Origin of the sequence: Tenacibaculum aquaeponti (assembly GCF_052084715.1) — a bacterium.
Classification (GTDB): domain Bacteria; phylum Bacteroidota; class Bacteroidia; order Flavobacteriales; family Flavobacteriaceae; genus Polaribacter.
The window spans coordinates 1,023,152-1,049,535 of the sequence record NZ_CP197288.1; the positions used below are offsets into that span (position 1 = coordinate 1,023,152).

The window sequence follows — 26,384 nt, forward strand, 5'->3', positions numbered from 1 at the left end:
AATTAGTTTTGAATTAAATCTTTAATAATAACAGATAGTTTTTCAGTTAATTTTCTTCTATGAAAACTATCTATTCCTTTTGATGTTGACTCTAAATTTCCTTTTTTAAAGTTTGAATATAAATTTAAAATTGATTTTTTAGCCAGCTCTTTATTTCTAAAATCAACAGCCACACCTGAATTTGTATTAGATAAAATTTCTGCTAAATCACCGCCTTCTGGTGCAAAGCCTAAAATTGGTCGATTTGCTTGTAAATATTCGAAAGTTTTACCTGGAATCATCTCTTTTGCACTCGGATAATCATTTACAACAATTAAAAGTACTTGAGATTTTCTTTGATATAATTTAGCTTCTAAATGTGGTACATAACTAACTCTTTTAACATCTTTAAATCCTCTTGATTCAATTTCATTTTCCCAAACTGAATCATCAACTTTACCTATAAATTTAAGTTCCAGATCATCAGTAAATTCAGAATTCTCTTCACTAATTTCAGATAAAGCTTCCCAAAAGGCTTTCGGATTTCTTTCTGAATTCATTGTTCCAATGTGAGTAATACTGAATTTTTTATCCAACTCAATCTTTACCTCTTCTAAACCCTTTTCGGTATCAAAACCATTAGTGATAACATCAATATTTTCATTAAAGTCTTCATACTTTTTTTTAGCATTACTACTTACCATAATCACACGATCAGCAGCTCTCACAACTTCTTCCTCTAATCTAAAATGTTTTTTTCTTGCTGAATTTGTTAAAGGTAATAAATGAAAATAATCAATACTTGTCCAAGGATCTCTAAAATCTGCAATCCACTTTATTCCTGTAACTTCTTTTAGTTTTTTTCCAATGAGATGTAAACTATGAGGTGGTCCAGTAGTAATTACTGCATCTACTGAATTTTCAGAAAGATATTTTATAAGCATTTTTACTGCTGGTTTTACCCAAAATTTTCTAGCATCTGGAATAAAATAATTCGCCCTTATATACAAAAGAAACTTTGATATTAAAGAAGGATTAGGGTCTAAAAAACCTGCACTTCTTTGAGTTTCATTCTTCTTGAATTTAGCTACAATATTATTCGGTTCGAAAATCGGACATTTAACAATCTTTATTCCATCTGGAACATCTTGTATTAAAGTTTCATCTACTGTTGGATAAAAAGGATTTTCTGCAGTAAAAACAACTGGTTCTATTCCGAAATCTCTCAAGTATTTTACAAACTTTAACCAACGTTGAACTCCTGGTCCGCCTCCTGGTGGCCAATAATATGTTATAACTAATACTTTCAATTTAAATTTTTGTATAAATCTATTAATTCTCCAGAAGTTTTATCCCATGTAAAATAATTTCTAACAAAACTTTGACCATTTTTCCCTAGTTTTTCTCTTAAACTAGAATCATAATACAATTTCAGTAACTGTTCTGTAAAATCATTAACATCTTTAGCTTTATGAATTAATCCTGCTTCTGTTTCTTTCATTAAAGCTTCTTGTGCTAAAACGTCACTAATTAATAGAGGTTTTCCAATACTCATATATTGAAATATCTTATTTGCATATGTAGTATCGTGATGGATATTTTTATGCAGAGGAGAAACACAAACATCAGATTCTCTAATCCAGTTTGGAAAAGTAGTATCATATTGCCAACCAAATAACTTAACTTGATCCGAAATGTTATGATCTGAAACCATTCTTTCTAAATACGGACTAGTTTTTCCTACTACTACAAACTTTATGTTTTTTATTCCTTTCTCATCTCTTAGTTTTACTAAAGATGATACTACTGTTCTTAAACCTCTACGTTCACCTGTATCTCCAAGGTAAAGTAATGTCAGATCTTCTTTTTGGTTCTTAAACGGAATTTCTAAATCATTTTTTTCTTTATAAAAAGATGATCTAATCGTATTAGGAACCACTGCAACTTTACTTTTTAGAATTTGAGTTCTATCGACCAATTCTTTTTTTGCATGTTTTGTTACAACAATAACTTTACTCGCTTTTTTTACAAATGCTTCCTCTTTTTTAATCCATTTTTTTATTGAGATTAATAATTTCCCATAAAGCTTTTGCATATGAGGATAAAACCTCATTATTTCTGGTCTGTTTTCGTGTAAATCTAAAACAGTTGGTAAGTTAAATTTTTTGTTAGCTAAAAAAGCAGCTCCTGCAATTCGTATGTCATGAATATGGATGACTTGAACTGAAGTGTTTTTAATAAAATCTTTTATTTTAGAACTCATTAAAATGTTGTAAAAAGGAAAAGTATATGCTAAAGCAGATAACTTATATTCTAAAGTATTACTAGTATACCTTCTGACTTTAATTTCATTAATTTCCTCTTTTACTTTTTCATTCTTATCGTAAGAAAGACAAAACAAGTAAACCTCATGTCCTTCTTTAATAAGTTCTATCGCTTCATTTTCAACTCTAGGATCTGGTGGATAAACATTATCCAATATCATACCTATTTTCATAACTACTTTTTTCGTTCTGCATAAACAGCATAATACCTAGGTGTAAATTTTCGTAACAAAGGTCTTATTCCTATTTTATTCGTTGGATTAGTCCATTTATCTCTTTCTTTAATCATCCAACCTGTTTTTTCTAATAACCAATCAAATTGCCAATCTTCAAATTCATGATAATGTCTATCCCACATATCTGTTTTACTTCTGTAAGCAGTAGAAAACCATAAACGTAAAGGAACTGTTGTTATTAATTTATCACACTCTATAGCTTTCAATACTGTAAAAGGAGACAATAAATGTTCAAAAATTTCAAAAGAAGTAACTGCATCTACTTTATAGTTTTTAACAAGGTCTGGGATTAAATCTAAATCTTCTCCATTAGTATTAAAAACAGTATACCCATTCTCTTCCATAATTTCACTGAATGGATTTCTTACTCCTAAATCTAAAACTGTAGCTGGTGCAGGTAGTACTTTTTTCAGTAAACTTAATGTTTTATTGTATCTGTTTTTGGGTAACTTTTTGTACATTTTAAAAACATAATCTTTAACAAAACAAATCTATTGATTATAAATAGAACTTTACCTAAAAGTTATAAAATAAAAAAAGGAGTTACATAACTCCTTAAGAAAATTCTCATATCGCCATTTTCCCTGTATCAAATTTCTTTTACTTTTCAGGCTTACGAAATTAATTCTATTAAGAATATTTAAAAAGTTTTATATTGCACTTTTTATAAAATGTATATAAACTTCTTAGCTAAAAGAAGAAAAAACAACTAAATAATCCGCTGTAAATTGAAAGAAAAAATACTCTTTTTATTCTTTTTCATCTATAGTTTTTGCTATGCTCAAATCGACTCAAAAGAAGATTTAAACGCAAAATTAGATCAATTTAAAAATTCAAATTTAGATAGTTTATATTACTATGCTAATATAAATGCAACATCAAAAAATTTATGCACTAATTTAAGTTCTAAAAATGCAATAATATATTATTACTACAAGCTTAAAAATTATAAAAAAGTAAAAAAATTAACTAAAAAATCACTTATATATTTAGATTCCCTATCTGTTAAAGAGCAGACAAATGTTTGTGCTATTAAAATGAAGATATCAATTTTTAACAGACTATTTTGGGTGTATAAAAACACAGAAGAATTTGAAAAAGCATATAATGAATTAATCAAGTTTTCAAATTATATGAAATCTATCGATGATGAAAAAATTGATAAATTTCATTATTTGACTACCATTGAAATGTCTAAAGCTTTAATTAAAAATGAATTGAAATTAGAGGATGATTCTAAAAATATTTTACTAAAGTTAATTAAAGTTGTTAATCAGAAAAACCAAGACAACTTAGACACAGTTAACTTTAATTATTTAATTTCAAAAAAAACTAACATTAATAATTTATTAGGAAAGACTTATCTTCTTTTAAGTAAAAATAAAAGAAAACCAGAACTCTTAGACTCTACAGTTCATTATTATAACAAAGCTTATAAATACGCGAAACTTTTTATCCCTCCACATTCTGACACTGAATTAATGTATGCTTTTAAAATGACCGAAATTTACATTACTAAAGGAAAATTTAAAAAAGCATTAGAACTAGTAAATTCATATTCTAAAATTAGTAATGGCCATGAATATCGTCAGGAAGCTTTTTTAAATAAAGCTATATGTTTTGAAAACTTAAAGAAGATAGATTCAGCTATTTTTTATGCTCATAAATTAATTAGAATTCCAAATATCAGAAAGAGTTCATTAATTACTGGCTATAATATTTTATCGGATCAATATTTTAAAAACAAAAAACTTGATAGTGCTTACAAATATTCTGAATTAACTATTAAAGAAATTGATGAAACTAGAGCACGTAAAGACAAAACTTATCAATTGTTATACGATAACGATATCGAAAAAGTTAAAGAGCTTAATAAATCCATAATAAAAAGTGAGAAGAATAAATACACGAATATCATTTTAGTCTGTATTTTCATTTTATTAATCACTTCTGGATTCTTTCTTTACAAAAGAAAAAAATACAAAAAAGAAATTGTTGGTATTCAGAATAAAGAAGAGGAAAAAGAAGATATTAAAATTGAAATTCCAAAAGAGAAAGAACCTCAAAAAGTTGAATATAATATAGACGAAGAACTTGAGAAGAAAATTTTAGCTAAAATTGACACTCTAGACAATGAGCTTAGCTTTTTGAAATCAGATTTCACAATAAACACTTTAGCTAAAGCACTAGAAACAAATTCTACTTACATTTCGTTTGTTTTCAATAAAAATAAAAACGAAACATTTAAACAATATTACAGTAAAAAAAAGATAGATTATATTGTAGAAAAGCTAAACAATGATAAAGTATATCGTAATTATTCTGTACAAGCATTAGCAGAAGAAGTTGGATATACAAACGCTTCTGCTTTTACTAGAGTTTTTAAAAAATATATGAATATTACTCCTTCAGTTTACATTAAGAATCTAAAGGAGTAGTTTTCTTTCTTTCTAAATAATACCATCCGATACAAACCAAAACAAATAAAGCTAAGAAGATTAAAGATATTTTACTTCCTGTTTGAATTACTTTTGGCTCAAATTTAAACTCGATTTTATGTTCTCCTTTAGGAAGGTTCATACCTCTTAGAACATAATTTACTTGATAGTGTGGTTCTAATTTACCATCAACATAAGCATTCCAACCGTCTTTATAATAGATTTCAGAAAAAACTGCAAACTGTTCATTCCTAGATTTACTTTTATATGTTAAATGATTGGGTTCATACTTTTCAAGACGAATAAACGATAAGGAGTCTTTAGCGTAAGTAGCTGTACCTGAATAATCACTTTTTCTAATAACAGCTTCTTCTTTAGTATTAATCGATTTTAAAGCTTTCATTTCATCATTCGCTGAATCTACTATATCTAATTTAGAAACAAACCATGCATTTCCATTAGCTTTATCATTTAGTTGAATGTCTGTTTCACTACCTATGAAGTATTTCGTATTTAACATATTCAACATTTCCAAATTATTCTGAGCGATTTGATATTCGAATAGCTCTTGATAACGCATCATTTTAGCTGCATGATACCCTCCAATTGAGTTATGAAAATAAGAAGTTCTACCTTCATTCATTAAGTTGGTAGAAAAGTTGGCTACTCTGAAACGAGTTTTGTCTTGTAATATTTTTTTATCAGCTTCATTTGCAATAAAAGGTCTTTCTACATTTCTAGCTGAAGTAAAATCGTCTTTGTTAACATATCTTAAATCTACACTTAGTAAATCAAAAAGTAATAAAACACTAACGGTAATAATTACTGGTGTTAACTTTACTTTGTCTTTTAAAAACAACCATAAAACTCCTCCTGAAAATATTACTAAGATTAAAGATCTTAACGTATCAGTAAATAACATGGATTTTCTATCAGCTATTAAAGATTCAATTAATGCTGGTAATTGTTTATACTGCTCATCTCTTATTCCTTCAAAGGTAGAAGACATGTGCGCAAAAATTAACCCTGCAATAATAACTCCACCTGTAGTTAACACTGCATTTATTAATCTTTTTGTTTTTTCTTCTGCAGTTTGTTTGCTATTAAAGAATTCTTTGAGACCTAAAACACCTAATAAAGGCACACATAATTCGGCAATTACTTGTATTGAAGAAACTGCTCTGAATTTATTGTAAAGTGGTACATAATCGATAAATAAATTAGTTAAGATCGAGAAGTTTTTACCCCAACTAAGTAATAAAGAAAAAATCGTAGCACTAACTAACCAATATTTCAGTTTTCCTCTTACAAAGAAAATCCCAAGGAAAAATAAAAACCAAACTACTGCTCCAATATATGCAGGCGCTTCTACTATTGGTTGTTCGCCCCAATAAGTTAATACTTGTTCTGAATAATCTTTAGCAACAGCTTTACCTGCGTTTTTTTCTAAAGTTTTATAAAATTCAGAATCTTCGCCTAATTTTTCAACTGTTCCTCCTCCCATATAACGAGGAATAATTAGATTGAAAGTTTCTAAAATACCATAACTATATTCTGTAATATAAGCTTTATCTAAACCTTTTGTTTTCTTTTTAGGAGATCCATCTGGATTTATAGTTAATTCAGATTTTCCTCTTGTACTATAGTTAGCATACTCTTTAGTTGATAATAAGCGAGTGGAATTCATTCCAACACCAATAATAAAAGCTATTAGTAAAACACCGACTTGTTTAGCAAAAGTTGGTAATTCTTTATTCTTAAAAGCATCTATCGCTTCTACAATTCCTAAAATCAGAATACAAAAACCTAAATAGTAAGTCATCTGTATATGATTAGCTACTATCTCTAAAGCCATGGCCAAAGAAGTAACTATAAAACCTAATAAGTATCTTTTCTGAAAAACATACAATACTCCCGCAATTACAGCTGGCATGTATGCTATTGTATGTGCTTTAGCATTATGTCCTGCACCAAAAATTATAATCAAATACGTTGAAAAACCAAAAGCCAAACTTCCTAAAACAGAAAGTTTCCAGTCTACTTTTAAAGCATTTAATAATAAAAAGAAACCTAAGAAATATAAAAATAAATAATCAGCTGGTCTCGGTAGAAAGCGTAAAAAATAATCTAACTCTTTAACAAAATCGTTTGGAAACTTTGCCCCTACTTGATATGAAGGCATTCCACTGAAAGCATTACCAATCCAATAAGGTTCTTTATTTTCTTCTGCTCTAAAATCATTCATCTCTTTAGCCATACCAATATACTGAGTGATATCGCTTTGTTTGATTTGTTTTCCTCCTAAAACAGGGTTAAAATATAATAAAGAAGCAACTACAAATAATATAATTGCTCCTACGTGAGGTAAATACTTCGTAAGTTTCATGGTTAATCTATTTCTTCAAAATCAATATATTCACCTACTGATTTATCGCTTTGTTTATTTGAATTTGGCTTTTTATCGATTATTGTTTCTCCAACTTTAATATCGTTTGCAGTACTCTGGCGATTCTGATTTCTCATTTTCTCTTCCATTTTACTCATAGCTTTTTTCATTAAATAAGGAGCAAATAATTTTGCTAAAAATTTGAATGAATAGTATATTATACCAATTATAAGAAGTGTTTTAATTAAACCCATATAATTTATATTATAGTATCTTGTTAATAGTTTTTCTAAAAATCATTCAAAAATAACAATTTGAGCCAAAACCTTGCGTTAATAGTTTGGTAAACTTAATGGATTGATATTTTTACTGTATGTTTGTAACTGTTGTAAATTGTACGTGTTGATTATGATGAAAAGACTTTTTTATTTACTCTCCCTATTTGTTGCATTTCCTTTATTTGCACAATATACCGATGTCATAAATTCAAATAGACCAGGATTTTCTGAAAGTCCATACAGTGTTGGTATTGGTGTTTATCAACTTGAAACTAGTATCTTTCATAGGCAATTTGAAGCTCAAAATCCTACTTTTAGTAATCCAAGAGCTACAGGTTTAGATTTACATTTTAGAATGGGAGCTATAGATGAAAAGTTAGAATTTAGTCTTACAACTGCTTTACAAAGCAATCAATTTGCTTTTACAAATGTATTTCAATCTACTAGATCACAATTTGGTCTAGGACGATTAACTATTGGAGCTAAGTATTTAGTTTTTAAACCTGAATACCAAGATAAATCTAAAGAAATAAGAAGTTGGAAAAAAAGACATTCTTTTGACTGGAAAAGATGGATTCCTCATGTTGCGGTATATGGCGGGCTTAACTTTGGTTCACTTTTAAATGATTTTCATGCAAGAGGTGGTATTACTCCTAAATTTGGGGTTTTACTACAAAACGAATTTTCTCATAAACTTAATGTAGTAACTAATATACACTACAATTATATAGGAGGATATTTACCTGAATTATCTTACGTTGTTACAGGCACATACAATTTCAATCAAAAATGGTCTGGGTTTGCAGAACATCAAGCTTTATTTAACAAACAAGAAAACCAAAGTAATTTAGGAGCTGGCGCAGCATATTTATTTAATAAAAATTTACAAATAAATTCATCTCTTAGAGCAACATTTCAAGAAGAAACTGTTGGTTTCTACGGAAGTATTGGAGTTTCTTATAGATTAGATAGACATGTTGATCAGTTTGAAGAACTTGATGAATTTGGAAATAAAATAGAAGACGATGAAGTTCAAACCTATAACAAAGGTTTCTTTGGAAGAATGTTTGATAAGATTAAAGGCATCTTTAAAAAGAAAGACAAAACAGAACCTCAACTAGAAGAAGGTAAAACTACAGAAGATATTAATGAAAAACCAAGAGGTAGAACTCGTCAAAAGTCAATTTTAGATGACTTAACTAAAAAAGACGAAAAGGCTAAAAAGAAAACTACCAAGGAAAAGAAAAAAGCAGCTAAAAAGAAGAAAAAATCCGAAGAAAAAGCACTTAGAAAAGCTCAAAGAGAAAAAGAGAAAGAAGAAAAACGAAAGAAAAAAGAACAAGAAAAACTAGAAAAAGAAATTAAAAAATTAGAAGAAGAGCTCAAAAAAGAAGAGGAAGAAGAAAAAAAGAAAGAGGAAAAGAAAAAGAAAAAAGAAAAAGACAAAGAAGAACAAAAAGAAGAACAATAGAAATCATACATTTGTTTTATGATTCAACTAAAGGAAATAAAAACAAGAAAGGAAATAAAACAATTTGTTTTATTTCCTTTTTCTTTATACAAAGACAATAAATACTGGGTCCCTCCTATTATTAATGATGAAATAAATAATTTCGATAGTAATATTAATCCTGTTTTCGAACATGCTGATGCTAGGCTTTTTGTCGCTATTAGAAATAAAAAAGTAGTTGGTCGTATTGCTGTTATAATTAATAACTACGAAGTTGAAAAACAAGGAATAAAAAAAATACGATTTGGTTGGTTTGAAGTTATTAATGATATTGAAGTAACCAAGGCTTTAATAAATAAAGCAAAGGAAATAGGAAAAGAAAAAAGATTAGAATATTTAGAAGGTCCTGTAGGTTTTAATAATTTAGATAAGACAGGGGTTTTAATCGAAGGATTTGATCATATTGGAACTATGATTACTTGGTACAATCTTCCTTATTACAAAGATCATTTAGAAAAGTTAGGCTTTGTTAAAGAAAAAGAATATTTAGAGAACAAATTTGAATTTAAAAATGTAAATGCAAAGAAATACGAGAAAGCAGGAAACTTAATTCAAAAGAGATATAACTTAAAAGAGGTTACGTTTACAAAAACCAAAGATATTATGCCTTATGTAGATGAAATGTTTGAGTTATTTAGTAAAACTTACTCAAAGCTATCTACTTATGTTCCAATTTCTAATGCCCAAATAGAGTTTTTCAAGAAAAAATACATTTCATTTATCAATCCTGAATACATTAAATTTGTTGTAGATAGTGAAAATAAAATGGTCGCATTTTCTATAGTTATGCCTTCTTTCTCTAAAGCTTTACAAAAGGCTAAAGGAAAATTATTTCCATTTGGTTTATTTCATTTATTAAAAGCAAGAAAATACGCTAAAGACATTACTTTCTATTTAATTGGTGTACATCCAGATTATCAAAACAAAGGAGTAACTGCAATCATTTTTAGAGAAAATATCAGAACATTTACAGCTAAAGGAATTCAAAATTGTATTAGAACTCCTGAATTAGAAGATAATACTGCCATTTTCAAAATTTGGAAAGATTTTCAACCAGTTACACATAAAAGAAGACGAACTTATCGATTAAACCTATAATGCAACTATTTTTTAATCCAGAAATAACAAAGGAAACTAAAGAAATCATCTTTAATAAAGAAGAAAGTCGTCACATTATTAAAGTACTTCGAAAAGACAGTGACGATAAACTCATTATAACCAATGGTAAAGGAACAGTTTTTACTGCTATTATAACAATACCTAGTGATAAAAAATGTATTGCTAAAATAGTAGGTTTTGAGCAAAGAACTAAAGAATGGAATTATCATCTTCATGTAGCTATAGCGCCAACTAAAAATATGGATCGTTTAGAATGGTTTATTGAAAAGGCTACTGAAATTGGTATCGATGAAATAACTCCAATCATTTGCCATAATTCTGAAAGAAAAATTGTAAAAACACAACGGTTACAAAAAATAATGTTAGCCGCTATGAAACAATCATTAAAATTCAATGCGGTTATTATTAATGAACCTATAAAATTTTCGGAATTTATTAAACAAGATAATTCTGGAGATAAATTTATCGCTCATTGTTATCCTTCAGAAAAAATAAGTTTGAATACAATTTCTAAATTCAACTCCAACATTACAATTTTAATTGGTCCTGAAGGAGATTTTTCTGAAGAAGAAGTAAACATAGCTTCAATAACAAATTTCAAACCTATATCTCTTGGAAAAAGTCGTTTAAGAACAGAAACTGCTGCATTAACAGCTGTACAGCATATTAGTTTTTTACATTTTTAGTATATAAACTACAAATTAGGAGGAAAGTACCCAGAATATAAATTTTATAAAAAGATTTATTTTATTAAATTTATATCCCCCTAACCCCAACCAAAGATCAATTTATGCTACCAGCATTTAACATAACGGATGTTTTCAATGTATTTTTATTAGGAAGTGCTTTACTAGGTTTTTGCCTAAGTTTTTTCATGTTTTTTTCTAAATACGGAAAGAATAAAAGCTTACTGTTCTTAAACTTAATGATATTAACTATTGCTCTTAACAATTTTCAATCTTGGGCTTTAGCTTTAAACTTATTTCAGCATAAATTCATGCTAAGTTACATTCAAATTCCTTGGCATTTTTTAAGTGGTCCTTTCTTTTATGCTTTTTTAGTTAATTATTTAGACATAGTAAATCATCAAAAAAAGATACTTAAATATTTTATTTTTGTTTTTCTACTAATGTGCATAGCGCAAATTAGCTTTGTTATATTTTCGTCTACTGGTGGAGCAACTGAGGAAGAACTAAATTATATTTACGAACGTTATACGTCTTTTGAGGAACTTATTAGTTTTATTAGTTCTATTAGTATTTTTGTTTATTCTTATTACGTTCTTCGAAATAAAGAACAGCTTTTTCAAAAAATACTTTCTTTTGATAACTTAAAATGGATTTATAACTTTTTTAAACTCACAGGTATTGTTTATTTACTATGGGTTTTTGCATTAGTTATTAAATTCAGTTTAAACTTCTCTGGTTTTATTTATTCTTACTATCCTTTACGAATATCTACAACTGTAATTATTTTCATTTTAGGATATCAGGGAATTAAATATTTGAGAATATTAAAAGAAAGAAAACATATTAGAGAGGAAAGTGAAAACGAAACTATAGCTGAAATTCAAGAGGAAAAAGAGCTCTCTACCAAATATGAAGAACACTTTTTAAATGTTGATTCTTATGTAAAGACAAATAAAAAATTTTTGCAACCAAAATACACTCTTCAAAATCTATCTAAGGATGTAAGCATAGGAACAAGTACTTTATCGGCTATAATAAATAATAATGCTAAAAAAAGTTTTGTTGATTATATTAATGAGATGAGAGTTGAACAAGCAAAAAAATTTTTACTTAATCCTAAATATGAAAGCTATACTATTGCTTCTATTGGCTTAGAATCTGGTTTCAACTCAAAATCTGCATTTTATGATGTTTTCAAGAAACACGCTGGATGTACTCCTTTAGCCTTTAAAAACTCAAATTGTTAATTTTTTTTATCCTTAATTAGTCCGAAAACATCCAAATCATAAGTTTTAGGACTTTGATTTGTCTTCTCAATTTTATATTTGAATGTATACTTAATAAAGTAAGAATTATGCAATAACTTATTTTATTAAGTTTTTACAACGAATTATAGAGAGGAAACTCTCTATGAAGAGGGAAAAGCCGAAACACTGTTTAACAACAGTGTTTTTTTATTTATAAAGTTGTCCTAAAACATCCAAAACATACGTTTTAGGAGTCTAATAACGAATAACTTAACTATATTTGAAATGAAAACTTACATAAACCAGTAAATATATTTAGGGATTAATATTTACTACTTTCTTCACAAAAAAAACACCATAAGAAGGGAATGGTGTTTTTTTTTATTTATATCTTGGTTATCGCTTATCAAGATCAAATGAAAAACATACTATATATTTTAATATTTATTATATCTTTTAATACGAGTGCACAACAAATTGGTATTCTAAAATACGGTGGTGGTGGAGATTGGTATGCAAATCCAACATCTTTACCTAACTTAATTAATTTTAGTAACAGGAATACCAAAACATCTATAGATTACAATATAGCAACTGTAACACCAGATAGTGAAGATATTTTTAGTTTACCAATTGTTTTTTTAACTGGACACGGAAACGTTTATTTTGATGATGCTTCTGTAGAGAACTTAAGAAAGTATCTTATATCTGGTGGTTTTATTCATATTTCAGATAATTATGGATTAGATAAATATATTCGTCGTGAAATGAAAAAAGTATTTCCTAAACTTAATTTTCAAGAAATACCTACATCTCATCCTATTTATCATCAGACATTTGATTTTCCAAAAGGACTACCAAAGATTCACGAACACGATAAAAAAGCTCCTCAAGGATTTGGTTTATTTTATGAAGGTAGATTAATTGCTTTTTACGATTATGAAAGTGATTTAAGTGACGGATGGGAAGATGAATCAATTCATAATAATCCTAAAGAAACCAGAGAAAAAGCATTACGAATGGGAGCTAATATTATTGAATTTGCCTTTAAGAACTAAAACTATAACTCCTTTCCGTAATAGTTCAAATCAATTAATTCTCCATTAGTAGTTCGATAGTCTTTCGTAATTATACCTTCTAAACGAAAACCACATCTTTCAGCTAACGCAATGCTCCTAACATTTTGTTGAGATATTCTACAGAAAAGTTTTTTAAAACCATGCGTTTTAACCACACTTTCCAATAACGTTGTAAAACTTTTAGTAATAATGCCTTTCCCTTCAAAATTAACATCTATAAAAGCTCCTAATTCTGCTTTTGGTATAGACCAATCTATATTTTTAAAATCAATAAAACCAATCAGTTTTTCATTATTAAAAATAAGATAGGGATAGTATGTCCTTAGTTTTATTTTATCTTCTATCGTTCTGCAATAATTTAAAGTACTTTCTTTAGTTTGGGTATATTTTATTGTTCCTGCAAAAAAATCTTCTAATCTACTTTTATTGTTTTGAATTAACTCAAAGAAAATCTCAGCATCTTTTATAGCTAATAATTGTATAGTAAAATTATCCATTCCATTAAATTTAATACCTCAAAGAAACGAACAAGAGAAAATATAAATATTGACTGAAGTCACGTTTTTTTAATTCTACTTAATGTTTCAGAAGCCATCCTTAAATAACTTGCAATATGTTTATGAGGAATTTCTTGAAAAAGTTCTGGATTTCGATGTAATACTTTCTGATACCTTTCTTCTGGAGAAGTTAGTAATAAATCTTTTTCTCTTTCAAATTGATGTAATATAATTTCTTGTAATATTTCATTCCACAATTTTAAATACTCGGTATTCGTATCTAAAAAATTGTAAAACTCTTGTTTGGAAAGATAAAAAACAACAGTTTTTTTTAGTGCTTTTATTTCAAGATCACTAATTGAATTAGATAAAAAGGAATCTATTGCAGTGATAATTGAGTTTTTATACCCGAAATACATTACATGCTCTTCTGTATTATTGGTAAAGAAAACTTTTAAACTACCAGATATTATAAAATAGATATTAGTATCCTTAGATCCTTTAACTTTTATGAACTCATCTCTTTTGAAGGTTTTCTGTTTTGTTAAAATACCTTCTTGTAGAATTTTGTTTTTTAATAGTTGATAATTCTTCAAAACAGTTGAATTACTATTTAATTCACAATAGCGTCTTGAATAACCTTCTGAATTTTAGTTCTTATATTACTTTTAACTAATTTTCTATTATCCATAGTCGGATAAACTCTATTCGATAAAAAGACATATAGAATTCCTGTGTCTGGATCTGCCCAAGTATAGGTTCCTGTAAAACCACTATGACCAAAACTATTTTCAGAAACACAACCACATGTTGGCTTTTCTCTAGGATTTATTTGTGGTTTATCGAAACCTAAACCTCTTCTATTTCTTACTTGAGGATAATACCTTGTATTAAACTTCTCAATAGTTTCTGGTCTAAAATATTTTACACCTCCATAAGTTCCTCCTTGCAAATACATTTGCATAATTTTTGCTACATCGTTTGCATTCGCAAATAAACCAGCATGACCTCCTACTCCACCTTGCATTGCAGCTCCCATATCATGAACATAACCTCTTAATAATTGTTCTCTATAATAATCATCTTTTTCTGTAGGAACAACTTCTTTCCAATTAAATTTTTCAAGAGGTAAATATGAAGTTCTATTTAAACCTAGAGATGCATAAAACTCATCTTCTACAACTTTATCTAAACGTTTTTTATACTTTTTCTCTACAACCTCTTTAAGTATATAATATCCTAAATCACTATACTTATATCCTACTCTTTCTCGTAAATCAGAGTCTTTAATTCTAGTGTAAATAGAATCCTTGTAATCTTTATTTAAATATAAATCTTTAGCTACTTTTATCGGAAACTGCTTCGATTTTTTAGTTCTATAATATTCTTTTGATACTTTACCAGTTATAGAATCAATTGTTCTTGTATAAAATGGAATCCACGATTTCAATCGAGCATAATGTGATAAGATTTGTTTGATATTTAAGTGCTCTTTATTACTGTCTTTATAAGCTGGAAGTAAATCAACTAAATCAGATTGAAGTGATAATTTTCTATCTTCTTCTAATTTCATTACAGCTGGTAAAGTAGATAAAATTTTAGTTAAAGACGCTAAATCGTAAACATCAGTTTTTTTTACTTTTCTTCGTTTAGCATCAGTTTGATAACCAAAAGTTTTATGATAAATTACTTTTCCGTGTCTCGCAATTAAAATCTGACCTCCCGGAGCCATTTTCTGCTGTAAAATAGTATCAATATAACGATCTACATATTTTAATGTATCTCTTGATAAATTTACAGCTTCTGGTATGGTATATTCAAAGCGATTTAATGGAGATATAATCATTCCATTTCCTGTTTGAAATTCATTTCTAATACTTATCGGAAGTCTTCCTGAAATCTCAAAAGCTCCAAAAATTGCTTGAGCAGAAAGTTCTTGTGCTAACTTACTATTTTGATAAGAAACAATAATATTATCAATATTCGTAAATGTTTTAACTTGTAATAAGCTATAAGGATTTGCAAAAACATCAAGTATAACACGTTTGTTTCTTGATATTTCTTGTAACCAAACTAAATCTTGATTAGAGAACTTATACGATTTCCAAGGATTTTTATTCGATTTATGAAAACCTATAATTACTAAATTATAGTCTTCTAATTTTTTAGTTAGTATATCTAAATGCTTTGCTGAAATTACATCTACTTTAGTATAATTCTGAAGCATTTTAACAAAATCATCTCCTTTATCGTCTCCTAAAGCAACATAAGCTATATTTTTTAACTCTAACTTTTTTATTGGTAATGTTTCTCTTGTATTTTTTAGAACAGTTAATGATTTTTTAATTAAATCTCGATGCAGTAATTCATCTTTAGCAGTATTTAAGTCTACAAGTAAACTATCCGTTTTAATCGTATCAAACTTTTGTAAACCGACTAAATATTTTGCTTTTAAAATTTTTCTTACCGACTTATTAATTCTTTCCTCATTTAATTCTCCTTTCTCTAAAGCTTTTTTAAAAGCTTTTACTGTATTCGGAATATCTTGAGGAATTAACAAAATGTCATTTCCTGCTAAGAAAGTAGCCAAATTAATTTCGGCAGCTGTAGCATAATTTGCTGCTCCTTTCATGTTTAATCCGTCAGTTAAAACTAAACCTTGAAAACCTAATTTATCCTGTAATAAATCGGTAACTACATTTTTAGATAATGAAGATGGTAAATTAATATTCGATTCTAAAGAAGGAATACTTAAATGTGCTGTCATTACACTTGCTACACCTGCATCAAATTGTCTTTTGAATGGATATAATTCGATTGAATCTAATCGTTGTAATGTAAAATTTATAGACGGTAATGTTAAATGTGAATCTGTAGCTGTATCTCCATGCCCTGGAAAATGTTTTGCATTTGCTAATACACCTGCATTTTGCATTCCTTTTGTAAAAGCTACTGATTTTTCTGCAACATTTTCTTTCTTTTCTCCAAAAGAACGATTTCCAATAATTGGATTGTCTGGATTTGTATTAATATCTACAACCGGAGCAAAATTAATATGAATTCCTACTCGTTTGCATTGTTCTCCAATTCTTTCCCCTAACTTTTCAATTAACTTATTATCTCGAATGGCTCCTAAAGTCATATTCCAAGGAAAACGATATGTATTTTTTAATCGCATATCTAATCCCCATTCTCCGTCGAAACCAATTAATAACGGAACTTTTTTAGTTAAGTTTTGATACTTATTAGTAAGTGCTACTTGTTTTTCTGGTGTTCCTTTCATAAAAATTAAATTTCCAACATGATGTTTTGTAATCAAATCAGAAATAAATTTTTCGTGTTTAGCATCTTTATTAGAATATGCTTGCACCATAAACAACTGTCCTATTTTTTCTTCAATAGACATTGAATCGATAATACTATCTACCCATTCTTGTTGTAAAATGTACTGTTTTGCTCGTAACGGATCTAACTGCTGAGCATTAATAACACTTGTAAAAATTACAGCTAATAATAGTATCTTTTTCTTCATATAAATCGTTCACACGTTAATTTAACGAGTTTTTAAATTTCCTTATAAAACATCGGGGATTACTTTACTTTAAACAATTCTTATACCAAAAATCGGCTATGCCAGCTTTTGTCTGCTGTAACTTCCCATTTGGTTTCAAAATCTTCTTTAGTGTTTACCATATTATTAAAAACAACTGTAGCAGCAGTTATTTTCTGTTGTTTAGCAAACTCTTGAAAATCTGAAAGTTTTACGACATTGATATTATCATTGTCTTTAAATGAAATGTTCATTTTATCCATTAAATCTACATTGAACTCTTCTTCTATAGATTTAACAAAACGTACTGAAGCATCAATAGAGCAACCAGAAGCTGAATTAAAGTTTTCATCTATTGCTAAAATTATAAACTGATTATATTTTATAGCAAAAGATCCTTTTAAATCTTCACCATGTCTGGTCCATTGATCAATAAATAACAAGGCTCTTGCAGAAATTACTTCTATTTCTTCTTGAGTAAATGTTCTATCAGCTTGATACACCCAAACTCTTGCAGAGTTCGGTAATTCGTTATAAGGTATGTACATTGTTATCTTAAATTAAATTTTTGTTGTAACGCTTTTAACTTTTCTTCATCTGTCATTTCAGGCGTTTCAGGCGAACTCATTCGTTCTTTTATTTGGCGCAATACTTTTTTAGTATATAATGGAAAGTCTGCTTGTTGAATCCATGAATTGTATCCAGGATTTTCTTTTAAAACATCTTCTACTTTTCTTCCTTTATATTTTCCAAAAGCAAATATCTCATCTTCATCTTCATCAAATAATATGAATCCTGCGAAATCAGCTCGTTTTGTATGTGAAGAAAATTCACTTAACGCTTCTACTGAATTCTCTATATCTTCATATTTATCTAATTGTGCTTTTAAGATTTCATAAGTTGCTAATGTATCTGCTTCAGCAGAGTGTGCATCTTCTAAATCTTTACCACAGTAAAACTTATAACCTGCACTTAAAGTTCGTTGTTCTTTTTTATGGAAAATTACTTGTACATCGATGGCTTTTCTTTCTTCCATATCAAAATCGATTCCAGCTCTTAGCAATTCTTCAGCTAAAAGCGGAATATCAAATCTATTTGAATTAAATCCAGCAAGATCTGAATCGAATATCATCTCGTTTATTTTAGATGCTAATTCTTTAAATGTTGGTTCTGTAACAACTTTTTCATTCGTAATTCCATGAACATCTATAGCTTGTTGCGGTATTTCTATTTCAGGGTTTACCAACCATGTTTTACTTTCTTGTGTTCCGTTAGGGAATATTTTAAGTATAGAAATTTCTACAATTCTGTCAGTGGCTATATTAATTCCAGTTGTTTCTAAATCGAAAAAAACGATAGGTTTTTTCAGGTTTAACTCCATATAGTTATTAAAAAATTTTTAATGGTAGTGTTTTACTTATTTAAAATGTACAAAGATGTCAATAATAACGCTATTATTCGTTATTTAATTCTTCTTTAAACTCGTTAATTTTATCTAAAAGTTTTTTATCTAAAGTAGGTTCTTTAAAATTATACTTTTCAAAAACTTCTAAAATAGTTTGTGCTACTATAAAACGAGCTGTTGGTTTATCATCTGCGGGTACTATATACCAAGGCGCATGATCTGTTGATGTTCTGTTTATAGCATCTTCATAACAAAACTGATATTCGTTCCAAAGTTTTCTTTCTTTTAAATCTCCAGCTGAAAACTTCCAATTCTTCTCAGGAATATCTAAACGACGTAATAACCTATTTTTTTGTTCTTCTTTAGATAGATGTAAGAAGAACTTTAAAATAATAGTTCCGTTCGCTGCTATATGTTTTTCAAATTGATTGATACGATCCATTCTATCATGATAGAATTCATCATTTAAGTCTTCCAAACTTTTCACTGTAGGAATATTTTCTGAAAACACATATTCTGGATGTACTCTCGTAACTAGTACATTTTCGTAATGCGTTCTATTGAAAACACCAACTTTACCTTTGGATGGTAGTGCAATGTAATGTCTCCATAAAAAATCATGTTTTAATTCTAATTCAGTAGGAACTTTAAAACTATGTACTTCTACTCCTCTAACATTAAATTGTTTAAACACTTCTCTTACTAAGCTGTCTTTACCTGCAGTATCCATACCTTGTAAACAAATTAAGGCACTATATTTACCTTCTGCATACATTGTATTTTGTAAGTCGGCTATTTTTTTTCTTACTTTTTTTAATTTCTTTTCAGCATCTTCAATATACTCTAAAGTTTTCTTCTTCTTTAATTTTACTTCTCCATTAACCTTATATTTCTCTATATTCATCTTCATTCTATTATTGATTTTATAAATGTAAAAAAAATATAGTAGGTCTTAAAGCGATAGTGTAAGTCTTTTGTTAAAAAAACTACTAATTTGAAAATTAAATTATTCTTTATGCATTATCGACTCATTTTTATCTTTTTTATTTCTTTTTTTAGTTTAAATGGACAAGAAAAACCTGTAGTTGTTTTAGAATTGTTTACGTCACAAGGATGCTCTAGTTGTCCACCTGCAGACAAACTTCTAGAAGAAATTAAAAACAACAATAATAGTGATAAAATAATTCCTTTAGCTTACCATGTTGATTATTGGGATTATATCGGTTGGAAAGATCCTTTTGCTTCTAAAGATTATACTAACAAACAACGAGACTATGCTGAAAAATTTTTAAGTAGTTCTATTTACACCCCTCAATTAGTTATAAATGGTGATGAACATTTTGTTGGTTCTGATAAAGTGAGAATAGAAAGAAGAATTAAACAAATTTTACACAGAGGATCTAATTCTAACACTATAGAAATAACAGACTTAAAAATTAAAAACAAAAAAGTAAATTTTTCTTATAAAGTGGATGGAAAAACAAAAAAGCATAACATTCACTTTCTTTTAACCATTGATAAACGTGTTACACCTGTAAAAAGAGGAGAAAACAGGAATAGAACTTTAACAAATACTAATATTGTTGTTCTTGAAAAAATAGTTTCTCTAATTGAAAAAGAAGGAAAAATAACACTTTTTATCCCCGATATTATTAAACCAAAAGACGAGCTAAAATTAATTGCAATAACTAAAGACAAAGACTTATTAGTTACTTTTGGTGTTCAAATAAAACTATAACACAAAGATTTTTAAACTCCTTTATTTTTCAATTGTTTTTTTCTTGAGTATCATCAGAATTAGCAATCAATCTAAAAAAACAAATACTTGTATTCTGAGTAAATTTCCTAAAAAATTATAACAATGAATACAACAGTAATTATTAAAGCTAGTTCCAAAAAAAATGGAAACACAAAAAAAATAATAGAGTTATTAAACCGAGATTCGAATTTTGATATTATTGATTTATTAGATTATAATATTGGGCATTTTGATTACGATTTCAAAAATGCAAATGATGATTTTCTTCCATTGCTACAAAAAATTACAGAAAAATATGACACTATCATTTTTGCTACTCCAGTATATTGGTACACAATGAGTGGAATTTTAAAAGTATTTTTCGATAGATTATCAGATCTATTGCATTATCAGAAAGAATTAGGAAGAAAACTAAGAGGCAAAAATATGGCCATGGTTAGCAATTCTGGAGAAAATGACAGAAGACAAGGTTTTGAAATGCCTTTTATAGAAAGTGCTAAATATTTAGGAATGAATTACCTTGGAGACATACATGTTTGGTTCTCTAAAGATGGAAGTAAAATTGATGATATAGCTGAAAACCAAATAAAAAAGTTTATAAAAACTTTATAAATCTATTTTTTTCTTTTTTACTAGTTTATTTTATCGTAATATTGCAATATACAATTAAAGTATGGGATTAACTAAATCTGAAATATTTTCCAAAAATCAAAATGATATAGCTCAAATAGCTAAAGTATTAGGGCATCCTGCAAGAATAGCTATTTTAGAACATATATCTAAAGTAAAAACCTGTATTTGTGGTGATTTAGTCAATGAAATTGGTTTAGCACAACCTACTATATCTCAACATTTAAAAGAATTAAAAAGTATTGGAATCTTAAAAGGAAATATCGAAGGAACAAGTATTTGTTACTGTATTAATAATGAAAAGTGGGAAGAAATCAGAACTATTTTAAATCAATTTTTAGAAATATTCTCTACATCCATCAACAAATGCTGCTAAAAAAATTTGAATATATTAATCGTAATATTACAATGAATACGGATTTAATTAAAACAATAGAAAAAATTTCTTCTCTGGAAATTACTAATGAAAGAAAAGAAAAATTAAAACCATTAATAACTTACATTAAAGAAAAAAGAACTAAAAAAGAAGATATACGCATTAACTTTATTTGCACTCACAACTCTAGAAGAAGTCATTTAGGCCAGATATGGATGCAAACTTTAGCGAATCATTTTAACATCAAAAATATCATAACCTATTCTGGTGGTACAGAAGCCACTGCTTTAGCACATCCAATTGCAGAAACATTGAAAAATCAAGGTTTTGAAATAAGCATTATTAGTGAAAATACAAATCCCGTTTACGCAATTAAATATGATGAAGTTTCTCATCCTATTATTGGTTTTTCTAAACGTTATGACGATTCCTTTAACCCAAGTTCAAAGTTTGCTGCAGTGATGACTTGCTCGCAAGCTGATGAAGGATGTCCGTTCGTGTCTGGTACAGATAAAAGAATTGCTATCACTTATGAAGACCCAAAAATTTCTGACAATACCGACAAACAAATTCAAACATATTTAGAAAGAAGCAATCAAATTGCGTCTGAAATGTATTTTGTTTTATCTCAATTAAATTAAACGATTATGAAACTTACCGAAATAAAAAAACACTTAAAAGAATTAAACACTATAGCTTTTCAATTGCCAGATGGCAATTTGGTTCCTGAACATTTTCATGTAACAGAAGTTGGAAAAATTACCAAGCATTTTATTGATTGTGGAGGAGTACTCCGTAAAGAAGAAAAAATAAATTTTCAATTATGGAATGCTAATGATTATAATCATAGGTTACATCCTGAAAAATTAATTCATATTATAGAACTTTCTGAAAAGACTTTAAACCTTAAGGATGTAGAAATAGAAGTTGAATACCAAGGAACAACTATCGGTAAATATGATTTAGATTTCGATGGAAAAAATTTCCTACTAGTGAATACAGCTACAGCTTGTTTAGCCGAAGACCAATGCGGTATTTCACCAAAACAAAAACCTAAATTAAAATTATCAGAAATTCAAAGTCAAGGTTTTAGTTGTGATCCAAATTCTGGTTGTTGTTAACAATCAAAAACTTCTTTTAATTTTAAAAATATTATATTCGCAAAATATAACCCCAAAATATACTGATTAATGAAATTATTAAAAAGATTTTATTCCTTTTTCTTAATTTTAATTTTAACTTTTAACTTCACTTCTTGCTCAGATTGTAAAAACGAAAACCCAAGAGCTCGCATTACAAACATGGGAACTGAAGAAGTAAGTGTTCAAATTAAAACTTCAGGAGGTAATACAGAAAATCTTAACAATGTAGAATCTGGTAAATCTTCAGAGTTCAGAAGTTACGATTCTGGAACAATAACTTTTACTATTGTAATAAAGAACGATATAGAAGTTGTAGAAACTGTTGAAATGGATTTTTGCTCCGAATACGAGATCATTGTTAATGAAGACAATTCTATTTCTACGATTTCAACAGGAGTCGAATAAATAAGTTTAAAACAAAACTAAAAATCCCAAGTTAATTACTTGGGATTTTTTTTATTTATCACTCTCAAATGAGTATTTATTTTTTTGCTTAAACGGACGGATAATTAGTCTTGTTTCTCTATCGAAACGTATGTAATTATACATCCAATTTAAAAACACTACTGCCTTATTTCGAAAACCGATTAGTGAAAATAAGTGAACTATCATCCAAACGAACCAAGCAAAAACTCCTTGGAATTTCCATTTAGGTAAATCTACTACAGCTTTATTTCTACCGATTGTAGCCATAGACCCTTTATCATTATAAACAAAAGGCTTCATGCTTTTTCCATTTTGAAGCGCTAATATATTCTTAGCTAATAATTTTCCTTGTTGAATTGCTGGTTGCGCCATCATTGGATGTCCATAAGGAAAAGCTTCTGTATTCATACACGCAACATCACCAATAGCAAAAATATTATCAACAGAAACTACCCTACTAAATTCATCTACTTTATATCTTGCTGCTCTTTCAACAACACATTCAGCATGCAACCCATCTATAGAAGCTCCTTTAACTCCTGCTGCCCAAATTACAGTACTTGCTTTAAAATGATCTTCTCCGTTGGTAGTTACTGTATCTCCATCATAATTCTGAACTCTTAGATTTTTCCATACATCAACACCTAACTTGATTAAAAAATCTTCTGCTTTCTCTGAAGCTTGTGAACTCATACCTTTCAAAAGACAATCTGCACCTTGAATCAAATTGATTTTCATCAAACGGATATCTAAATCTGGATAATCCTTTGGTAAAATTTCCTTTTTCATTTCCGCTAATGCCCCAGCCAATTCAACTCCTGTAGGTCCACCACCGACAATCACAAAATTCATTAACTTTTTTCGTTCTTCTAAATCAGAAGTCAATAAAGCTTCTTCAAAATTCTCTAGAATTAGACTTCTAATATTTAAAGACTGAGGAATCGTCTTCATTTCCATGGTATGTTTTTCAATATTTTTATTACCAAAGAAATTAGTTGTAGAACCAGTAGCAATAACTAAATAATCATAGCTTAAACTACCTATTGAAGTTTTTACTTTTTTATTTTCAGAATCAATCCTTGAAACTTCAGCCAATCGAAAATAAAAGTTCTCGATATCATTAAATCTTTTTCTTAAAGGGAAAGCAATACTATCTGGCTCTAAACCTCCCGTAGCAACTTGATATAATAAAGGTTGAAATGTGTGGTAATTATGTTTATCTAAAAGAACAACTTGTAACTCTTTATCTTCTAAACCTCTTGCAACGGCTAATCCTGCAAAACCTCCACCAATAATAACTACTCTGGGAAAGCTAGTTTGAGGTATATTCATACTTTAATGTTTAAAATCTGTGTAAATTCTAATAGCAAATTTAATTAAAAGTAACAGTATTAACTTACTATTAATAAACTAAAAAATATCTATTAAAAATTACTTCTTTTATACAGTTTATACTCTATTTATTTTATAGTTTTGTTCTAGTAGAAAAATCATAAATTAATTTTATGTTTACTATTTTTAAGAAGAAGAAACAAAAATACTTTATTATAAACTGTAATACAGACAGTATATTAGTTAATGGAACTCCACTTACTTTTCCTACTGAATTTAAAAATTTAGTCGAAATTTTTGGTGAACCTTCAAGAACAATCAACTCAAGCAATAAATATATTATCTGGGATGATTTTGGAATATCAAGTAGTTTAAAAGACGATAACAAAGTAGTCTCTATTAATGTTTACCAAAATATTAATACCAGTGAATATGTTCCAAAAAAACCATATAAAGGAACACTCTTTTTCGAAGAAGAAGATATTACCTTTAACGAATTTAGTAAAATAGGACTTGGTAAAATAGCTATTCACAGATTAGGAAGCGAAAATGAAACTAGGTTTGGTTTTAGTTTAGGAATTAATAATGATTATAAAGCTTAACCTCGATTTTTAAGCTTCAATAATTCTTTCTCTAAGAATAGTAGTTTATTTTCAACCTCATCACCTATTTCAGGCAAACGCTTTATAAAAGTATACTTTGCTTGCCATAACTCTTTTATATCTGTTTTCGAAAAAATTTTTTCTTCAATATTTTTGTGTTCTGCTTTAAAAACCACTTTGTCAGAAATAAAGTAAATTTTTCTTAGTATAATTTCTTTCTCTAAAACAGCAATAACTACCTCTCCATTTCCATAATTTTCAAAATCTTCTTCTGCAATTTTTTCTGCAATAACAATATCTTTAGGATACAAACCTTTGTCATGATCTGTCATTTCTAAATTTGTAACTGTAAATGCTCGTAAAATTTTATCAATTTCTATTGGTAAACTAATTATTGACAAGTCATTTAAAAAAGAAGGATTGTTATAATGCTTACAATAATTCTCAACATTTTTTTCAGAAACATAAGGTATATTAACAAAACTTTCCTTTTCGTGTACATTATTATCAAGAATTAAATCCTCTTTAAAACGCAATAATTCATTCACTGTTAAATCAGAAGTTAGCATACTATCAATTGAAATGCTAAAATAATTAGCAATCTTAATTATCGTTTCTATTTTAGGCTCACTTCTACCTTCTTCATACGCTCCTAATGTAGCTCGCTTTAAATCAAACAATTCCGCAAAAGATTTCTGACTCAATCCTTTTACTCCTCTAATTTTTTTTATGTTTCTTCCAAAAAAAGACATGTTTTGCTAATTTTATTTGCAAATATTAAAATATTTAGTATCTTTACACTAACAATATTAGCTAATAAAAACGAAAATTGCTAATTTTTCTAGAAAAAAAAGGTCACTTAACTATTAACTATTTTATTATGATTCTATTAACTTTACATTTTGCAGTATTTATGGTATCTATTATTTTACCTTAAAAGAAAATCAATATATAAACTATCTAATTATAACCAATTGCTAATGAACATTCACTTTAATAAAACGAAAAACTTTTTATTAGAATTAAACTTTACAATTAGTAAAGAGATCGAATCTGATGGGATTTTTGTTATTGAAAAAGAGAATTTTGGAATAAAAAACTTAATTATTGGTGTTGCTTATCCTATACTAGTCATGGAACAATTTATTTTTAAAGCAACACAACCAAACGAAGCTATGTTTAAAGCATTACTTCAAAAAAATAGAGATATAATTCATGGAGCTTTTGTGCTTGATGAAACAGGTGAACGTGTCATTTTTAGAGACACATTACAATTAGAAAACTTAGATATTAATGAATTAGAAGCCAGTTTAAATTCTTTAAGTTTGTTACTTAGTGAATACTCTGAGCAAATCATTAATTTCTCAAAATATTAGAAAT

The 26,384-nt window shown here is 27.9% G+C and carries 27 protein-coding genes; 14 read left to right on the forward strand and 13 right to left on the reverse strand.

Translation table 11 applies throughout. The features are described from left to right. Positions 1 to 2: 2 nt before the first annotated feature. The 3 genes from ACSIGC_RS04545 to ACSIGC_RS04555 are packed head-to-tail and all read right to left on the reverse strand — an operon-like array spanning position 3 to position 3,000. The gene (locus ACSIGC_RS04545; RefSeq protein WP_442266972.1) at positions 3 to 1,289 is read right to left on the reverse strand and encodes a glycosyltransferase family 4 protein; all 1,287 of its coding nucleotides are present in this window, start codon (positions 1,287 to 1,289) and stop codon (positions 3 to 5) included. Continuing rightward, on the reverse strand, positions 1,286 to 2,476 hold the full coding sequence (locus ACSIGC_RS04550) for a glycosyltransferase family 4 protein (RefSeq protein ID WP_442266973.1): 1,191 nt from the start codon (positions 2,474 to 2,476) through the stop codon (positions 1,286 to 1,288). The genes ACSIGC_RS04545 and ACSIGC_RS04550 overlap by 4 nt, the downstream gene beginning before the upstream one ends. Before the next feature lie 2 nt (positions 2,477 to 2,478). Next, a complete protein-coding gene (locus ACSIGC_RS04555) occupies positions 2,479 to 3,000 on the reverse strand; it encodes a methyltransferase (RefSeq protein WP_442266974.1) in 522 nt (173 codons plus the stop codon). Between the two features lie 267 nt (positions 3,001 to 3,267). Between ACSIGC_RS04555 and ACSIGC_RS04560 the strand changes: the two genes are divergently transcribed. Then, positions 3,268 to 4,977: a helix-turn-helix domain-containing protein gene (locus ACSIGC_RS04560; RefSeq protein ID WP_442266975.1), complete on the forward strand. Its 1,710-nt coding sequence runs from the start codon at positions 3,268 to 3,270 to the stop codon at positions 4,975 to 4,977. On the opposite strand, the gene ACSIGC_RS04565 is transcribed toward ACSIGC_RS04560, so the two are convergent. Continuing rightward, positions 4,958 to 7,363 carry a YfhO family protein gene (locus ACSIGC_RS04565; protein WP_442266976.1) on the reverse strand — a complete coding sequence of 802 codons (2,406 nt, stop codon included), beginning with the start codon at positions 7,361 to 7,363 and terminating at the stop codon, positions 4,958 to 4,960. The genes ACSIGC_RS04560 and ACSIGC_RS04565 overlap by 20 nt on opposite strands. Positions 7,364 to 7,365: 2 nt before the next feature. Further along, complete coding sequence (locus tag ACSIGC_RS04570) at positions 7,366 to 7,617, reverse strand: DUF4834 family protein (RefSeq protein ID WP_442266977.1); 252 nt, start codon at positions 7,615 to 7,617, stop codon at positions 7,366 to 7,368. 154 nt (positions 7,618 to 7,771) lie between these two features. Here ACSIGC_RS04570 and ACSIGC_RS04575 point away from each other — a divergent pair, with 154 nt between their 5' ends. From ACSIGC_RS04575 to ACSIGC_RS04595, 5 genes are all read left to right on the forward strand, one after another. Then, positions 7,772 to 9,112 (forward strand): transporter, encoded by a 1,341-nt coding sequence (locus ACSIGC_RS04575; protein ID WP_442266978.1) that lies wholly within the window; start codon positions 7,772 to 7,774, stop codon positions 9,110 to 9,112. An 18-nt stretch (positions 9,113 to 9,130) separates the two neighbouring features. Next, a complete protein-coding gene (locus ACSIGC_RS04580; protein WP_442266979.1) occupies positions 9,131 to 10,249 on the forward strand; it encodes a GTP cyclohydrolase in 1,119 nt (372 codons plus the stop codon). Next, positions 10,249 to 10,956 (forward strand): 16S rRNA (uracil(1498)-N(3))-methyltransferase, encoded by a 708-nt coding sequence (locus ACSIGC_RS04585; protein ID WP_442266980.1) that lies wholly within the window; start codon positions 10,249 to 10,251, stop codon positions 10,954 to 10,956. The genes ACSIGC_RS04580 and ACSIGC_RS04585 overlap by 1 nt, the downstream gene beginning before the upstream one ends. Before the next feature lie 104 nt (positions 10,957 to 11,060). Beyond that, complete coding sequence (locus ACSIGC_RS04590) at positions 11,061 to 12,206, forward strand: helix-turn-helix domain-containing protein (RefSeq protein WP_442266981.1); 1,146 nt, start codon at positions 11,061 to 11,063, stop codon at positions 12,204 to 12,206. A 416-nt stretch (positions 12,207 to 12,622) separates the two neighbouring features. Beyond that, complete coding sequence (locus ACSIGC_RS04595; RefSeq protein ID WP_442266982.1) at positions 12,623 to 13,264, forward strand: DUF4159 domain-containing protein; 642 nt, start codon at positions 12,623 to 12,625, stop codon at positions 13,262 to 13,264. Between the two features lie 2 nt (positions 13,265 to 13,266). Here the strand turns inward: ACSIGC_RS04595 and ACSIGC_RS04600 are convergent, their stop codons facing one another. The 6 genes from ACSIGC_RS04600 to ACSIGC_RS04625 all read right to left on the reverse strand — a co-directional run bounded on the left by ACSIGC_RS04600 (position 13,267) and on the right by ACSIGC_RS04625 (position 19,641). Further along, on the reverse strand, positions 13,267 to 13,782 hold the full coding sequence (locus tag ACSIGC_RS04600) for a GNAT family N-acetyltransferase (protein WP_442266983.1): 516 nt from the start codon (positions 13,780 to 13,782) through the stop codon (positions 13,267 to 13,269). Positions 13,783 to 13,841: 59 nt separating this feature from the next. Further along, the gene (locus ACSIGC_RS04605) at positions 13,842 to 14,378 is read right to left on the reverse strand and encodes a Crp/Fnr family transcriptional regulator (RefSeq protein ID WP_442266984.1); all 537 of its coding nucleotides are present in this window, start codon (positions 14,376 to 14,378) and stop codon (positions 13,842 to 13,844) included. 17 nt (positions 14,379 to 14,395) lie between these two features. Then, positions 14,396 to 17,314, reverse strand: a complete 2,919-nt coding sequence (locus ACSIGC_RS04610) for a glycoside hydrolase family 3 N-terminal domain-containing protein (protein ID WP_442266985.1) — start codon at positions 17,312 to 17,314, stop codon at positions 14,396 to 14,398. Between the two features lie 80 nt (positions 17,315 to 17,394). Further along, positions 17,395 to 17,880: an ABC transporter ATPase gene (locus ACSIGC_RS04615; RefSeq protein ID WP_442266986.1), complete on the reverse strand. Its 486-nt coding sequence runs from the start codon at positions 17,878 to 17,880 to the stop codon at positions 17,395 to 17,397. 2 nt (positions 17,881 to 17,882) lie between these two features. Next, complete coding sequence (locus tag ACSIGC_RS04620) at positions 17,883 to 18,713, reverse strand: exonuclease domain-containing protein (RefSeq protein ID WP_442266987.1); 831 nt, start codon at positions 18,711 to 18,713, stop codon at positions 17,883 to 17,885. Positions 18,714 to 18,786: 73 nt separating this feature from the next. Then, the gene (locus tag ACSIGC_RS04625; protein ID WP_442267743.1) at positions 18,787 to 19,641 is read right to left on the reverse strand and encodes a PPK2 family polyphosphate kinase; all 855 of its coding nucleotides are present in this window, start codon (positions 19,639 to 19,641) and stop codon (positions 18,787 to 18,789) included. Positions 19,642 to 19,731: 90 nt separating this feature from the next. Between ACSIGC_RS04625 and ACSIGC_RS04630 the strand changes: the two genes are divergently transcribed. The 6 genes from ACSIGC_RS04630 to ACSIGC_RS04655 all read left to right on the forward strand — a co-directional run bounded on the left by ACSIGC_RS04630 (position 19,732) and on the right by ACSIGC_RS04655 (position 23,049). Beyond that, positions 19,732 to 20,475: a DUF1223 domain-containing protein gene (locus ACSIGC_RS04630; RefSeq protein WP_442266988.1), complete on the forward strand. Its 744-nt coding sequence runs from the start codon at positions 19,732 to 19,734 to the stop codon at positions 20,473 to 20,475. 123 nt (positions 20,476 to 20,598) lie between these two features. After that, positions 20,599 to 21,108: a flavodoxin family protein gene (locus ACSIGC_RS04635; RefSeq protein ID WP_442266989.1), complete on the forward strand. Its 510-nt coding sequence runs from the start codon at positions 20,599 to 20,601 to the stop codon at positions 21,106 to 21,108. A gap of 61 nt (positions 21,109 to 21,169) precedes the next feature. Further along, positions 21,170 to 21,502, forward strand: a complete 333-nt coding sequence (locus tag ACSIGC_RS04640; protein WP_442266990.1) for an ArsR/SmtB family transcription factor — start codon at positions 21,170 to 21,172, stop codon at positions 21,500 to 21,502. A gap of 32 nt (positions 21,503 to 21,534) precedes the next feature. Beyond that, positions 21,535 to 22,143: an arsenate-mycothiol transferase ArsC gene (locus ACSIGC_RS04645; RefSeq protein WP_442266991.1), complete on the forward strand. Its 609-nt coding sequence runs from the start codon at positions 21,535 to 21,537 to the stop codon at positions 22,141 to 22,143. A 6-nt stretch (positions 22,144 to 22,149) separates the two neighbouring features. Then, positions 22,150 to 22,623 (forward strand): DUF6428 family protein, encoded by a 474-nt coding sequence (locus tag ACSIGC_RS04650; RefSeq protein WP_442266992.1) that lies wholly within the window; start codon positions 22,150 to 22,152, stop codon positions 22,621 to 22,623. Positions 22,624 to 22,692: 69 nt separating this feature from the next. Then, the gene (locus tag ACSIGC_RS04655; RefSeq protein WP_442266993.1) at positions 22,693 to 23,049 is read left to right on the forward strand and encodes a hypothetical protein; all 357 of its coding nucleotides are present in this window, start codon (positions 22,693 to 22,695) and stop codon (positions 23,047 to 23,049) included. A gap of 51 nt (positions 23,050 to 23,100) precedes the next feature. Here the strand turns inward: ACSIGC_RS04655 and ACSIGC_RS04660 are convergent, their stop codons facing one another. After that, complete coding sequence (locus tag ACSIGC_RS04660; protein ID WP_442266994.1) at positions 23,101 to 24,402, reverse strand: NAD(P)/FAD-dependent oxidoreductase; 1,302 nt, start codon at positions 24,400 to 24,402, stop codon at positions 23,101 to 23,103. A gap of 173 nt (positions 24,403 to 24,575) precedes the next feature. Between ACSIGC_RS04660 and ACSIGC_RS04665 the strand changes: the two genes are divergently transcribed. After that, the gene (locus ACSIGC_RS04665; RefSeq protein WP_442266995.1) at positions 24,576 to 25,004 is read left to right on the forward strand and encodes a DUF7738 domain-containing protein; all 429 of its coding nucleotides are present in this window, start codon (positions 24,576 to 24,578) and stop codon (positions 25,002 to 25,004) included. Here ACSIGC_RS04665 and ACSIGC_RS04670 read toward each other — a convergent pair. Then, positions 25,001 to 25,756, reverse strand: coding sequence for a helix-turn-helix domain-containing protein (locus tag ACSIGC_RS04670; protein ID WP_442266996.1), 756 nt, complete (start codon positions 25,754 to 25,756; stop codon positions 25,001 to 25,003). The two genes, ACSIGC_RS04665 and ACSIGC_RS04670, sit on opposite strands and share 4 nt — an antisense overlap. 228 nt (positions 25,757 to 25,984) lie before the next feature. Here ACSIGC_RS04670 and ACSIGC_RS04675 point away from each other — a divergent pair, with 228 nt between their 5' ends. Continuing rightward, positions 25,985 to 26,380: a molecular chaperone Tir gene (locus ACSIGC_RS04675; protein WP_299680882.1), complete on the forward strand. Its 396-nt coding sequence runs from the start codon at positions 25,985 to 25,987 to the stop codon at positions 26,378 to 26,380. Positions 26,381 to 26,384 lie beyond the last annotated feature (4 nt).

Coding starts and splice junctions, on each gene's coding strand:
- ACSIGC_RS04550 (WP_442266973.1), bottom strand. CDS start 2,476: ATGAAAATAGGTATGATATTGGATAATGTTTATCCACCAGATCCTAGA.
- ACSIGC_RS04555 (WP_442266974.1), bottom strand. CDS start 3,000: ATGTACAAAAAGTTACCCAAAAACAGATACAATAAAACATTAAGTTTA.
- ACSIGC_RS04565 (WP_442266976.1), bottom strand. CDS start 7,363: ATGAAACTTACGAAGTATTTACCTCACGTAGGAGCAATTATATTATTT.
- ACSIGC_RS04570 (WP_442266977.1), bottom strand. CDS start 7,617: ATGGGTTTAATTAAAACACTTCTTATAATTGGTATAATATACTATTCA.
- ACSIGC_RS04575 (WP_442266978.1), top strand. CDS start 7,772: ATGATGAAAAGACTTTTTTATTTACTCTCCCTATTTGTTGCATTTCCT.
- ACSIGC_RS04580 (WP_442266979.1), top strand. CDS start 9,131: ATGATTCAACTAAAGGAAATAAAAACAAGAAAGGAAATAAAACAATTT.
- ACSIGC_RS04585 (WP_442266980.1), top strand. CDS start 10,249: ATGCAACTATTTTTTAATCCAGAAATAACAAAGGAAACTAAAGAAATC.
- ACSIGC_RS04590 (WP_442266981.1), top strand. CDS start 11,061: ATGCTACCAGCATTTAACATAACGGATGTTTTCAATGTATTTTTATTA.
- ACSIGC_RS04595 (WP_442266982.1), top strand. CDS start 12,623: ATGAAAAACATACTATATATTTTAATATTTATTATATCTTTTAATACG.
- ACSIGC_RS04600 (WP_442266983.1), bottom strand. CDS start 13,782: ATGGATAATTTTACTATACAATTATTAGCTATAAAAGATGCTGAGATT.
- ACSIGC_RS04610 (WP_442266985.1), bottom strand. CDS start 17,314: ATGAAGAAAAAGATACTATTATTAGCTGTAATTTTTACAAGTGTTATT.
- ACSIGC_RS04615 (WP_442266986.1), bottom strand. CDS start 17,880: ATGTACATACCTTATAACGAATTACCGAACTCTGCAAGAGTTTGGGTG.
- ACSIGC_RS04620 (WP_442266987.1), bottom strand. CDS start 18,713: ATGGAGTTAAACCTGAAAAAACCTATCGTTTTTTTCGATTTAGAAACA.
- ACSIGC_RS04625 (WP_442267743.1), bottom strand. CDS start 19,641: ATGAATATAGAGAAATATAAGGTTAATGGAGAAGTAAAATTAAAGAAG.
- ACSIGC_RS04635 (WP_442266989.1), top strand. CDS start 20,599: ATGAATACAACAGTAATTATTAAAGCTAGTTCCAAAAAAAATGGAAAC.
- ACSIGC_RS04640 (WP_442266990.1), top strand. CDS start 21,170: ATGGGATTAACTAAATCTGAAATATTTTCCAAAAATCAAAATGATATA.
- ACSIGC_RS04645 (WP_442266991.1), top strand. CDS start 21,535: ATGAATACGGATTTAATTAAAACAATAGAAAAAATTTCTTCTCTGGAA.
- ACSIGC_RS04650 (WP_442266992.1), top strand. CDS start 22,150: ATGAAACTTACCGAAATAAAAAAACACTTAAAAGAATTAAACACTATA.
- ACSIGC_RS04655 (WP_442266993.1), top strand. CDS start 22,693: ATGAAATTATTAAAAAGATTTTATTCCTTTTTCTTAATTTTAATTTTA.
- ACSIGC_RS04660 (WP_442266994.1), bottom strand. CDS start 24,402: ATGAATATACCTCAAACTAGCTTTCCCAGAGTAGTTATTATTGGTGGA.
- ACSIGC_RS04665 (WP_442266995.1), top strand. CDS start 24,576: ATGTTTACTATTTTTAAGAAGAAGAAACAAAAATACTTTATTATAAAC.
- ACSIGC_RS04670 (WP_442266996.1), bottom strand. CDS start 25,756: ATGTCTTTTTTTGGAAGAAACATAAAAAAAATTAGAGGAGTAAAAGGA.
- ACSIGC_RS04675 (WP_299680882.1), top strand. CDS start 25,985: ATGAACATTCACTTTAATAAAACGAAAAACTTTTTATTAGAATTAAAC.